The 12,356-nt window shown below is 64.8% G+C and carries 9 protein-coding genes; 5 read left to right on the forward strand and 4 right to left on the reverse strand.

The window, feature by feature from the left end; translation table 11 throughout:
• Positions 1–31: 31 nt before the first annotated feature.
• A complete protein-coding gene (locus A2J03_RS09605; RefSeq protein WP_068372699.1) occupies positions 32–1,129 on the reverse strand; it encodes a Glu/Leu/Phe/Val family dehydrogenase in 1,098 nt (365 codons plus the stop codon).
• 37 nt (positions 1,130–1,166) lie between these two features.
• Complete coding sequence (locus tag A2J03_RS09610; protein WP_068372702.1) at positions 1,167–4,643, reverse strand: indolepyruvate ferredoxin oxidoreductase family protein; 3,477 nt, start codon at positions 4,641–4,643, stop codon at positions 1,167–1,169.
• Between the two features lie 152 nt (positions 4,644–4,795).
• Here A2J03_RS09610 and A2J03_RS09615 point away from each other — a divergent pair, with 152 nt between their 5' ends.
• The 4 genes from A2J03_RS09615 (at position 4,796) to A2J03_RS09630 (ending at position 9,176) form a co-directional block, all read left to right on the forward strand.
• On the forward strand, positions 4,796–5,299 hold the full coding sequence (locus tag A2J03_RS09615) for an Lrp/AsnC family transcriptional regulator (protein WP_068372704.1): 504 nt from the start codon (positions 4,796–4,798) through the stop codon (positions 5,297–5,299).
• A 35-nt stretch (positions 5,300–5,334) separates the two neighbouring features.
• Entirely contained in the window at positions 5,335–6,696 is a 1,362-nt protein-coding gene (locus A2J03_RS09620) for a hypothetical protein (RefSeq protein WP_068372709.1), read from the forward strand.
• The gene (locus A2J03_RS09625; protein ID WP_231912468.1) at positions 6,693–8,018 is read left to right on the forward strand and encodes a PQQ-binding-like beta-propeller repeat protein; all 1,326 of its coding nucleotides are present in this window, start codon (positions 6,693–6,695) and stop codon (positions 8,016–8,018) included. The genes A2J03_RS09620 and A2J03_RS09625 overlap by 4 nt, the downstream gene beginning before the upstream one ends.
• 96 nt (positions 8,019–8,114) lie before the next feature.
• Positions 8,115–9,176, forward strand: coding sequence for an ABC transporter substrate-binding protein (locus A2J03_RS09630; RefSeq protein ID WP_068372712.1), 1,062 nt, complete (start codon positions 8,115–8,117; stop codon positions 9,174–9,176).
• A 15-nt stretch (positions 9,177–9,191) separates the two neighbouring features.
• Here A2J03_RS09630 and A2J03_RS09635 read toward each other — a convergent pair whose 3' ends face one another.
• Both A2J03_RS09635 and A2J03_RS09640 read right to left on the reverse strand, forming a co-directional pair.
• Positions 9,192–10,400 (reverse strand): MFS transporter, encoded by a 1,209-nt coding sequence (locus tag A2J03_RS09635; protein WP_068372717.1) that lies wholly within the window; start codon positions 10,398–10,400, stop codon positions 9,192–9,194.
• Positions 10,393–11,736: an FAD-dependent oxidoreductase gene (locus tag A2J03_RS09640; RefSeq protein WP_068372719.1), complete on the reverse strand. Its 1,344-nt coding sequence runs from the start codon at positions 11,734–11,736 to the stop codon at positions 10,393–10,395. Before A2J03_RS09640 ends, A2J03_RS09635 begins: the two co-directional genes overlap by 8 nt.
• A gap of 102 nt (positions 11,737–11,838) precedes the next feature.
• On the opposite strand from A2J03_RS09640, the gene A2J03_RS09645 reads away from it, so the two are divergent.
• Positions 11,839–12,356: helix-turn-helix domain-containing GNAT family N-acetyltransferase (locus A2J03_RS09645; RefSeq protein ID WP_156520301.1), on the forward strand; the 518-nt coding region annotated here is incomplete at its 3' end.

Consider the following 12,356-nt stretch of genomic DNA (forward strand, 5'->3'; position numbering starts at 1 on the left):
TGTGTTCACCGTCTGAATGGTGCCACGACCGTCAGCGTGCCGCCACCGTGCTCAAGCGTTCCCGAACGATGGCGTCGGCGGCCTGACCGGCCAGTATCCCCTGCTCGTGCTGTCGAGAGAGGATCCGTTCGACGGTGACTCCGATGTTCTTGACCTGAGCCTCGACCTCGCTGCGGGGAGTGTTCGAGATTTCCGCGGCGACCTGGATGAGGCCACCGCTGTTGGACACGAAGTCCGGAACCCAGACGACACGCTTGGCGCGCAGCGACTCTTCGACGCGTGAGACCGCGAGCTGATTGTTCGCCGCTCCACAGACTACGGCTGCGTTCAGTGTGCGCACGCTGAGGTCGGTGAGCGTGGCGCCCATCGCGCACGGTGCGTAGATGTCGATGTCCTTGTCGATGACCGTCTCGGCGATGGCGACACCCGGGAACGCGGTCTTCACTCGTTGCAGTGCAAGGGTATTGACGTCGCTGGCGGTGACCACGGCTCCCGCGTCGAGCAGCAGGGAGATGAGGTTGTACCCGACCTTTCCCGTCCCCTCGACGCCGACCCGGCGTCCGGTGAGATCCGTCGATCCCCATACCGACTTCGCTGCGGCAGTCATCGAATTGAAGACACCGAGGGCAGTCATCGGCGCACTGTCACCCGAGCCTCCTGCTGCCGGCGTCCGGGACACGACGTGCTCGGTCGACCGTCCGATGATGTCCATATCGTCGGAGGTCGTGCCGACGTCTCCCGCAGTGATGTAGCGCCCGTCGAGTGTCTCGACGAACCGGCCGTATGCCTCGAGCAGGGCCGGTGTCTTGTCCAGCGCCGGGTCTCCGATGAGAACTGCCTTACCTCCGCCGAGCCGCAACCCCGCCGCGGCAGCCTTGTACGTCATGCCGCGGGAGAGCCGGAGCGCATCGGTCAGTGCAGCCTGCTCGTCGCGGTAGGGGTAGAACCGCGTGCCACCCAACGCGGGACCGAGCGTCGTCGAGTGAATTCCGATGATCGCCTTCAAACCTGTTGCCTTGTCCTGGCAGAAGACAACCTGCTCGTGGGGTGAGTCGTCGGCGAAGTCGGGGCGGTCGAATACGCCGGAGTAGGTGTCGATGTCGACGTGGTGTTCGGCGGCGTGCGTCATGGATGTGCTCCTGTGCGTGGGTGAAGGGATGTCTTCTCTAGCGCAGTGTTACGGCGGGTGCCTCGACGCCGAGTCGCTTCAACGTCCCGAGGTAGGTGGAGATGTTTCGCAGCTTGACGTCCTCGTAACCGCGGACGATGTCGGCAGCTCGAGCGAATTCGACAGCGGTCGAGTAGTTCTCGGTCGACAGCGTCGATGCGAATTCGTGCACGGTCGCTATGTAGTGCGCCAGCAGTGTGCGCTCGATGCGCCGCACCTTCGCGTAACCGAACGGATCGAGCGGTGTTCCGCGAAGAACCCGACCACGCGCGAGAACCTTCAGCGCGACGTGGCTCTTCGGCCCCATCCCGATCTTCTTCTTCCGCCCGAGCGCCTTCAGTGCCGGTGGGTGCAGCTTGTAGGTCAGCTTCTCACCGCCGGGCACCTCGGCTGCCACCGAGTTCAGGAATGCCGGATCGGTCAGCATCCGTGCGACCTCGTACTCGTCCTTGTATGCCATCAGCTTGTGCAGGCCGTGCGCGACGGCGTCGGTGAACTCACGGCTTGTTCCTACGGAACTGTCTGCATCCCACACGGTTTGGACGAGGGAAAGGTAGCGCCGAGTGATGGCCGATCCCTGGTACGACATCAGCTGCGCGGACCGTCGTTCGACCGTGTCGAGAGTGTCGCCCTCGATCGTCAGATCGGTCAGCAGATGTGTCGGGACTACCGTGTCGCTGCGGATGGGAGCGACGTTCGACTCCACTGCGTCGGAGAAGGCCTTCGGTTCGGCCACTCGCGCGCGTCCCCAGCGGAACGCGGCGATGTTCGCGGACACTGCAACCCCGTTGATAGTGATGGCCTCTTCGATCGACGCTGCCGAGACAGGAAGTCCACCAGCCTGATACGCGGCTCCCACGAGCAGGAAGTTCGCAGCTGCCGTGTTGCCGAACAGCATCTCCGATGCAGCCGACGCGTCGAACGAGTACATGGACTTGGAAACCGCCGCGAGCCTGCCGACAAGGTCGTCTTCGTCCGGATACTGGACGGAGGCGTCGTACACCATGTCGCCGGTAGCGGTCCTGGTGGTCGAGGCAATCGTGACGGTGCGTTCGGCGCTCCCGTATCCGACGTTCTTCGCGTCGGCTGCAGTCAGGAGGTCGAACGCGAGCACGCAGTCGGCCGAGGACGGACTGATGCGGTTCGACGATTCTCGAGCATCCGTGGCCAGGCGTAGATGCGAGGTGACCGGTCCTGCTTTCTGGCTCAGACCGATCTGGTCGAGGCCTTCCACGTGCAAACCGAAACGCAGCGCCGCCATACCGAGAACCTGGTTGACGGTGACGATTCCGGTCCCGCCGATGCCGGCGAGGAAGATGTTGTGAATCCCGGTCAGCGCGTCGCGCTTCGGTTCCGGCGCTGTCGGCGGTTCGGGGACGGCCTTGCGTGCGGGCGAGGCGTTTTCGGGAATCTCCACCGTCACGAACGACGGGCATTCACCTTCCAAGCATGAGTAGTCGGTGTTGCAGGACGTCTGGTCGATGGTGGTCTTGCGGCCGAACTCGGTGTCGATCGGCTGAACCGAGAGGCAGTTGCTCTTGACACCGCAGTCACCGCAGCCTTCGCAGACCGCCTCGTTGATGACGACGCGTGTTCGACGCGCAGGCAGGGTACCGCGCTTGCGTTTGCGGCGGGCCTCGGCCGCGCACTGCTGGTCGTAGATCAGCACGGTGACGCCAGGGACCTCGCGCAGGATGCGCTGTGCCTCGTCGAGACGTTCACGCTCCCACAGAACCGTTCCGGCGGCGAGATTCGCCTTGCGGTGCCGCGCGGGCTCGTCGGCGCAGATGATGATCCGACGGACGCCCTCCGAGGCGAGCTTGTGCGTCAACTCGGGGACGGTGAGACCGGCTTCGGCGTCCTGGGCGCCTGTCATCGCGACGGCAGAGTTGTAGAGGATCTTGTAGGTGATGTTCACGCCGGCAGCGATGCACGCCTGGACGGCCAGCTGACCGGAGTGGAAGAACGTTCCGTCGCCGACATTCTGGAAGATGTGGTCGATGTCGGTGAATGCAGCCTGACCGATCCACTGTGCACCCTCGCCGCCCATCTGGGTGAGTCCGGTGACCTGGGAATCGGTCCGCGAGGACATCGTGACGAGCGTGTGGCACCCGATTCCACCGCCGGCCAACGATCCCTCCGGCACTGCCGTCGAGCGATTGTGTGGGCATCCCGAGCAGAAGTACGGCGCTCGCTTGGCAGGCAGGACGGTGAGGTCGAGGACGGGCGGCGGCGGCTTCGGCAGCTCGGTGTACCCCTTCAGGACCCGGCGTAGGGGCCTGAGCAAGCGAGCCGCGGTGAGTTCTCCGTCCGCAGGCACGAGGGGCGTGCGCTCGGCGTCGTACTTGCCGACGATGTTCGGCGCATTCGCCGTGCCGTACAGAGCTTCCTTGACCTGGGATTCGACGAAAGGCGTCTTGTCCTCGACGACGAGCACCGTGTCGAGACCGTCGGCGAACTGTTGGACCTTCTTCTCCCCGAGCGGGAACGGCATTCCGATGCGCATGACGCGAATGCCCAGCTCGAACAGCCGCTCGCTGCCGAGGCCGAGTTCATCGAGGGCTTGCCGGACGCTGTCGTACGCCGTCCCGACCGCGACGATGCCCAACTGCGCACGCGGCGGATCGATGTCGATGCTGTCGATGTTGTTGGCCTCGTTGAAGCGCCGCACCATTTCCCAACGCGGACCGTACATGTCGGCTTCGGCGAGAAGGCTGTCCGGCGGCGAAGCCATGATCCGCTGACGGTAGGTCCAGGGGCGGCCCTCCCATTCCAGCGTCGGGCTGACGATGGGGAAGTCGGCGAAGTCGGTGCTCATCGTCCACAGTCCGTCGGCGACGTCGGCGACGATCTTCATGGAGGACCAGCATCCCGACAGCCGCGACAATTCGACACCGAGAAGACCGAACGCGATCACTTCCTCGGCGTTGCGAGGGAAGAAGATTGGCATTCCCAATGCGGCAAGGGACTTTTCGCTGGCAGCGGGGACCGTCGACGATTTGGCTGCCGGGTCGTCGCCGACCAGTACCAGTGCTCCGCCCGACGGATGGGCGCCGTACATGGTGGCGTGGCGAAGTGAATCACTTGCCCGGTCGAGGCCGGGGCCTTTGCCGTACCAGACGCCGACGATTCCATCGTGTGTGCGTTGGCCTTTCGGCAGTTCCATCTGGCTGCCCCATACGGACGTGGCCGCGAGCTCCTCGTTCATTCCTGGTACGAGTCGAACGTCGTGCTCGTTCTTCAGCTCGGGGATGCCGGCCAGAAGTCGGTCGAGTCCGGCGAGCGGACTGCCCTGATATCCCGACACGAAGGTCGCCACGTTCCTGCCCGCACGGCGATCGCGTTCGTGTTGCTCGACCAGCTGTCGGGCAATGGCCTGCACGCCCGTCATCAAGACGGGTCCGGAGTCCGTTCGGTAGCGGTCGTCGAGGTCGACCGCGCTCGGCGCAACGCGTGTGTCGTCGATTTGGGTCATGAAGAGGCTCCACTTCAGTACACTTGCACGCGGTCGAGATGAACAAAACGTGGTGTAAGCGTGCATCGATTCGGCTCTTCAATCAAAGGAAAGCGCGACAACTGCACCATCGGTTCAGTTGGAGACGCCCGTCACGTCTGGAGTTGAAAACAATGCTCAGTATCGACCGGCTCGACATCGAGTTGCTCGGGGTTCTCTCACGCAACGCCCGCGTGGGAATCGTGGAGCTGGCGTCCGCGTTGGGCGTCGCTCGCAACACCGTGCAGGCCCGGTTGGCGCGCATGGTCGAGGCGCGCGTCCTGTCCGGATTCCGACCGGAACTGGACCTCACCGAAGTGGGGATCGCTGTCGAAGCGTTCATGGCGTTGGAGTTGGAGCAGGGCCGCATCCAGAAGGTCGTGAACGCTCTGACGTCGATGCCGGAAGTGCTCGAGATTCACGCGACGACGGGGCGTGAGGACCTTCTCGTTCGAGTGGCCACCGCGACGCAGGCCGACCTGCAAGCTCTCGCTCAGAGAGTGGTGTCTGTGCAGGGCGTGTCGCACTCGACGACGACGATCGCCCTGACCACCCCGCTGCGTTACCGGATACAACCGCTGCTCGAGCACCTCGGCAAGGAGGAGGGGTGGGGACGTTCCACTCCGACCCCGCGCTGACCTCTCGGATCACTGGTGGGCGGTATTGTCGTTCGGTGCCCAGCCTGAGTCCTCGTCGAGCCGGCGTGTTGGCCGATGCGCTGACGATAGTGTCCATCGTCGCCCTCGGTATCGGTGTTGCGGCGGTGGTGAATCGTAGCCCGTCGCCGCCCGAGTCGCCCGAGTCCTCTCGTTTTGTCGTTGCGGCCACGACGGAAGCCCCGGCAGCCCCTGCTGATTCGACCTACCGGACTCCGGAAGTGACCTTCCCGACGACTATCCCGGGCTGCGACGTCGTCGAACCGCCGTCCGAGGGATCGGCGATATGGGGTCAGATCTCCACCAGCGCAGACGCGTACGACAATCCGCAGTACCCCTGGTATTCCGGACCTCGATCGGTGATGATGACCGAAGCGTTGCAGCAGGCACTGCCCGAGGGCGTGAACGTCCAATTCGGCAGTCACCGAGAGTCGTTGGTGTTCCAGCCGATCCCGCAGACCTCCGTCGAACCGGGAGAACCTGCCGTGCCGGGCTGGGCGTCGGCCTCTGCAGAGATGGGACGTGGTGGCACCGTCGGTCTGCTGTCCGTGTCCGTGTCGGCAGGTACCCCGGTTCCGCCGTGTGTTGCAGGCTCGGTCCAGGAACGGACCACGTCTTCGGATGGAACGGTCACCGACGTCATCGAATCCTGGTATGAATACGGCACGGACAGAACGAATTTCCGCAGTGTGACTGCCTATGCTCCGGACGGATCGGAGATCACCGCCACCGCATCCGACGCCGAGGGATTTCGGTCGGTCAATGCAGGGAAGCGCGACACAGTGCTCACCCTCGAAGAACTGAAAGCTATTGTGGCGCTACCGGAGCTGCGAGTCACCGCGTCGGTGCCCGCGAACACTCCTGGGCCGATGGCAGGGTGCGACGAGATGGCGTACATGTCCGACGGACCCCCTATCGACGCTGATGCCGCGCAGAAATTGAACGACGCGCTGGCGGATGTCGATATCGACGAACAATTCGAACCAGGTCTGAACACGCTGAGGCTCGCCGACTTCTGGACGGGAGTGGTGTGCACGCACGTCGACGTGGTCGGAACCGGTGCCGACATATCCATTTCCATCATGGGCGGGCAGGACCTGCCGACGGTGCCCGACATCTACGATCCCGCATACGACAACCGTCCGCTGGCCACCGAAACCCTTGACGACGGTGCGGTTCTTCAGATCGACGAGATGCCCTACTCCTATTCGCCGGCGCCGCAGGAAGGGTCGACAGGAGGGCTGCGTCGCACCGTCACGGTGACGTACCAATCGGGAACGCAGGTGGAGGTTCGCTCACACGCCGAACGTCCTGACGAGCCTCTCGGAGTGAACGCGCTGCGGGCCATCGCCACCGCGGACGGATTGGACGTTCTGTGAACCCCTACCGAAGGCTGGCCGTCACTGCCGTGGTTGCGATCGTCAGCGTCGGCGCAGCAGTAGCGTTGGTGGCCAACGCACCCCGCGAGGACGCGGAGCCCACAAGCTCGACCACCGCGTCGCCGGGGGCCGTCTGGACACTCGACGCCGCCGACGTGCTCGGCGCCGAGTTCGCGACGTTCGAAGACCCTGTCGGTGGGCGATTCGGTGAGGTGGCCGGAGGCGTCATCGACGCAGGTGATGTGCTCGTCGCCAAGGCCGGCCTGATCAACCAGGAGTCGAAGGAGTTCGAGCAATCGGAACTGGTCGGGTTCGATGCCTCGACCGGTGTCGTGCGGTGGTCGGCGTCGGCGGACGAGATCGACAACTGCTCGTCGACGGTCATGGGTTCGATAGTGTTGTGTGTCAGTGGAAGTGATGTCGTGGCGATCGATGCTGCGTCCGGGGAGGTGACGCGCTACCCCACCGGGTGGAACGTGTTCGGCGTGACCGCGGACGGCACCGATATCTACGTGGTCGAAGGTGAAATCGATGGATACTCCGTCCGTATACATCGTGGGACTCTCGGCGACTTCGATGCGCGGTGGTCACTCACCGTGGACGACACGTGGTTGGAACCGAACAATCGGCTCGAGATCGTGACAATTGCAGGCGGCAATGGGGTGGCCCGGTTCTCTTCGGGGACAACTTTGTTCGATGTCGAGACCGGTGCAATCGTCGACAACTTCGCGTCTCCCGACTGCGTGCGTGGACGATCCGAGCGGGGAGACGAGGTCTTCTTCGTGGTCGGTAGGCGTTGCTCCGACTTGTTCGTGTTTCGCTCGGACCTCGTCGACTCGACCGGCCGAACCATCGCCACGGTAGATGCCGAGCTGTATCAGCGGACCTCGGTCGATGCGCTGAACGCGCCGGACGATCCGGTCATGTTCGGCGGCACCGCATTCGACCCGATTTCGGGCCGAGAGCTCTGGGCGACGGACGACTACAACTTCACCAGTGATGTTGCGGTAGTCGACGGTGCGGTGATCGCCCCGTCCGTGCCGGCGCGGGATCTCCGCACGGGCGGGCAGTTGTGGTCAGCCGATGTCGAGCCCGTTCACGCTCTGCCGGCCGCCGTCCATGGCGGCGCCGCGTACGTCGTGGACTGGCAGGAGATCCTGGCGATCGAACCAGCCACAGGTGCCCGTCGCGCATCCGTGTCCATCGAGGGCCTGCTGGGCAACACCGAGGGTAGGTCCGAGCAGGTGGCGCTCCAGGAAACCGGGGGAGGAGTCCTGGTCGTCAACGAGACGCGGCTGAATCTCTTGTCCACCCGTGAGTGAGTAGTTGCAGGCGGCGACACCTTTCACGAATGGATAGGCTAGCCTAGCCTGCATTGGGACGCCGCCTGGCTCCCCACGATGCTCAAGGACTCGACAATGTCGGCTACGGCCAGGATCTCCACCACGCTTCGCACCCTCACCATCGCGTCGATCGCACTCGTCGCCCTCGCCGGGTGCTCGGGTAGCACAGAACCGACTCAGTCTGCGGAAGCGACCGATTCGCTCCTTCCCGCCGCAGAAGGCACGACCGAATATCCGCTTACCATGAGCACCGCAGTGGGTGAGGTCGTACTCGAGGACCGTCCCGAGCGTGTCGTCATGGCGAGTTCCTGGGACGCCGATCTGTTCGCGGCACTCGGTGTGACGCCGGTCGGTACCGATGCCCAGGTGGAGTTCTACCCGTGGGCACAGGAGAAGATTCCGGGCGAGATCGAGACCGTCTGGCCAGTCAGCGACGACGCGTACCCGGCCGAGCAGGTCGCGAACACGTCGCCGGACCTCATCGTCGACACCCTCGCATCCGACGCCGAGACGGTTCAGCAGCTCAGTGACATCTCACCCGTGCTGGGCGCACCGGCAGACAACCCGGACGATCCGCAAAGGCAGGAACGACTTCTACTCCTCGGTGAGGCACTCGACCTCTCTGCCCGTGCACAACAGGTCATCGACGACTACGACGCCACCTTCGACAACGTTCGCGCCGAGCACCCCGAGTTTGCCGGGAAGACGGTGGACTACCTCGTGTTCTGGGGAGGGGGCGCTGGGACCGGATACTTGAACATCGCGGGCAGTGACCCCGAAGCGCTGCTGACTCGGATGGGCTTCGCTGCGAATTCCAACGCTGATAGCTTCCCCGACGAAACCATCAGCGACGAACTCCTCGACACACTCACCGGCGACGTGCTGGTGATCTCCAATCAAGCGTCCGATCAGGCCGAGTTCGACGCATGGTTCGCGAGTCCGCTGATCGCACGCCTCCCCAGCGTGCACAACGACCAAGCGATCGTGCTGAACCTGTCACCCGAACGGACCGTCACCTACAACGGCGAACTGCAGGAGTTCACTGGCCACTTCGGTCGCGCATGGAACTTCGGTCCCCTCGCGCACGCCGAGATCGCAGACCTGCTGGTGCCCAAGCTTTCGGACAAGCTCAGCTGACACTGACGGGGGGCGCTAGCTAGCGGCCGGCACACTCGCGGCCGACATCCCGGCAGCGACGATTGCCAGCACACCGAGCACGATGTACGCACCCGAGTAGCTCGAAGTCCATGTAGCCAGCAGAGCGCCCACCCATGGTGCGAATGCCATCGTCACGATCACCGGTGCGGACATGACGCCGTTCAAGTGTCCGTACTCGGAGGGCCCCCACCTGTCGGTGATCGCAGTGGCTTGGACGAGAGTGAACACCCCGCGCGCGAGTCCGGCGCCGACAGCGATCGCGATGAGTCCAACCGTCGACGTCGCGATGCCCAGGAAGAAAGTGGTCACGGCGGTGGCAGCGATGATGCCGACGGTTCGCCCGCGAACTCCGGTGAACCGTTGCAGCGGTAGGTATCCGATGCGTCCGAGAACCTGGCCGAGGCCACCGAGCCCGAGTGCGGTGGCCGCCACGGCAGGTTCGGCGCCGTGCTCGAGCAGCAGTGGCACGAGGTTGAACACGCCTGCGAACGCGACGAATGCCGCCAGGCTCAGGGACGCGGTGAGCATGATGAACGGCCGACTGCGTACGACGTCGGACCGGTGCATCGCACCGTGATGTGGAGCGCTCACGTCGGGCCAGCGCCCCCGCAGTCCGAGGAGGTGACCCGGCACCGTGACAACGAGCAGTAGGACTGCGAGCACCAGATATGTTCGACGCCAATCGCTCTGATCCGACAGTAGAGCCGTCAGCGGCGCGAACACCGTGCTGGCCAACCCGGCAGCGAGGGTGAGGATCATCAGCGCGCGCACGCGGTCCGTTCCCCACCACCGCGTCAACGCTGCGAACGCAGGCGGATACAGCACTGCGCCCATCGCCGTCCCCGCGACTATCCACCCGAGGTAGAACATCGCCAGGTTCTGTGATGTGGCGACGATCGCCAACGCCGGCACTGCAACGACTGATCCGACGGTCATCACCCAGCGCGGTCCGTGACGATCCAGGATCCGCCCGACGGGGATGCCGACAACCGCCGCGACGAGTTGGCTCAACGAGAACGCCGCGACGATCGAGGTGGTCGACCAACCTGTGTCCGCGGAAATGGCCGGGGAGAGAACAGGAAATGCGTAGTACAGGATGCCCCAGCTGGTGATCGCGGTGAGGCACAGTATCGACAGGACCCGGCGTCGACCAGGATGTGCTTCCTCCTGGCTCGACGCCGGGTCGGTGACCGACTCAGTCACGGCTGGACGGTGCGCTGAGACTGATCAGCTCCGGTGCTGCCGGCGCGCCGCAACATCCACCACTTCCGGCAGCATCGGCGTCGGGCTCGTCGAAGAGTCCGGCACCGCCGCAGACGCCGGTATCGGGAAGTGTCAGTTCGACTTTCCGCGCGCCGTCATGATCGCCAGCGAGTTCGGCTGCGATACTTCGGACCTGCTCGTACCCGGTCATCGCCAGGAACGTCGGCGCACGGCCGTAGCTCTTCATCCCGACCAGGTAGAGCCCGGGCTCCGGCTGAGTGAGTTCCTCGACGCCGTGTGGGTAGACGGTTCCGCAGGAGTGCATGTTCGGATCGATCAGCGCTGCAAGGAACTTCGGGGCCTGCAGCGTGGGATCGAGATCGAGGCGAACCTCGGAGAGCCAGGACAGATCCGGTCGAAATCCGGTGAGTGCGACGACGCGGTCGACGCCTTCGATGCGGGCTCCGGAATCGCTGACGAGGGTGAGCTGGTCACCGTCCGCAACGACTTCCTCGGTGCGGAATCCGGAGACCACGTCGAGGTAGCCGTCGTCGACTGCCTTCTTGGCCCGTAGACCGAGTGCCCCGCGTGCTGCGAGCTCGTCGGACTCACCGCCGCCGAACACCGAGTCGGTGACGCCGCGCCGCACTGCCCAGGTGAGTCGTGTGCCGGGGTGCTCGGCTGCGAGCTCGGCGAACGTGATGATTGCGGTCAGCGCCGAATGGCCACTGCCGGCGATGGCGATGTGCTTGCCTGCGAACTCGGACCGGATCGCATCGTCGGCGAGATCGGGAACGCGGTAGTCGATGCGCTGGGCAGCGCTGCGTTCACCGATGGCCGGGAGTCCCTCGCTGCCGAGCGGGTTGGGGGATCCCCACGTGCCCGAGGCGTCGACGACGGCCCGCGCCAGGATCCGTTCCTCGCTGCCATCACCGTGACGAACGTGGACCGAGAGGGGTTCGGTGTCACGGCCGGCATCGACGACGCGGTCGCGTCCGCGTCGCGCGACACCGACTACCTCGGAGTCGAATCGGACTGCGTCACCGAGCACTGCAGCGAGAGGCGCGAGGTAGCTTTCGACCCATTCGCGGCCGGTGGCGTAGGTGTCGCCGTCGGGTGCGGTCCATCCGGTCGGCGCGAGCAGCAGCGCAGCGGCGGGGTCGACGACCTCGGACCACGGGGAGAACAGGCGGACGTGATTCCACTCCGCGACGGAGGATCCAGCACCAGCGCCGCGTTCGAGCACGACGACCTCGGAGCCGGTTTCGGTCAAGTGTGCAGCTGCGGCGAGGCCGATCGGTCCCGCTCCGACCACTACTACGGGGTACTCGGTCATCTGTTCTTCCCTTTCATCGATGGTCATCAATGTTTGCCGTCCCGACTATATCGATGCTCGTCGATGTTGGCAACCATCGATCGCTGTCGATACACTCGCGTCATGACCGCAGTCGCGCTTCCAGTCCAGGTCGAGCCACTAGCCGCCGATGATGCGGCGACGTACGCCCAGTGGTTCGCATGCCTGGCCGAACCGATGCGCGTCCGGATTCTGCATCTCGTCGCCGGATCCCCATCGGGCATCGCTGTCGGGAAACTCGCCGACGCGCTCGACATCGGGCAGCCGACGGTGTCGCATCACGTTCGCAAGCTTGCCGACGTCGGCTTCGTGACCCTGGACAAGAGGGGCACTACGACGATCGTCTCGGTCAACCCGACGTGCTGCACCGGCCTCCCGCACGCCGCGGATGCAGTCATGGGTCTGCTGACGCCCCGACCGTGCTGCCCGGCGGACCTTCCGGACGATGTGACGGTCCGCGCGATGACGGAGTCCGACTGGGATGCGGTGCGCCGGATCTACGCCGAGGGCATCGCTACCGGCTACGCGACGTTCGAGACCGACGTCCCCTCGCAGCAGGTGCTGGACGAAAAGTGGTCGGTCGGCCACCGCTGGGTCGCCGT

It is taken from the genome of Rhodococcus sp. EPR-157 (assembly GCF_001647195.1).
In the GTDB taxonomy this organism is placed as follows: domain Bacteria; phylum Actinomycetota; class Actinomycetes; order Mycobacteriales; family Mycobacteriaceae; genus Rhodococcoides.

Bases quoted from the DNA above. Each gene is read 5' to 3' on its own strand.
- A2J03_RS09605 (WP_068372699.1), bottom strand. From the start codon at position 1,129: ATGACGCACGCCGCCGAACACCACGTCGACATCGACACCTACTCCGGC.
- A2J03_RS09610 (WP_068372702.1), bottom strand. From the start codon at position 4,643: ATGACCCAAATCGACGACACACGCGTTGCGCCGAGCGCGGTCGACCTC.
- A2J03_RS09615 (WP_068372704.1), top strand. From the start codon at position 4,796: ATGCTCAGTATCGACCGGCTCGACATCGAGTTGCTCGGGGTTCTCTCA.
- A2J03_RS09630 (WP_068372712.1), top strand. From the start codon at position 8,115: ATGTCGGCTACGGCCAGGATCTCCACCACGCTTCGCACCCTCACCATC.
- A2J03_RS09640 (WP_068372719.1), bottom strand. From the start codon at position 11,736: ATGACCGAGTACCCCGTAGTAGTGGTCGGAGCGGGACCGATCGGCCTC.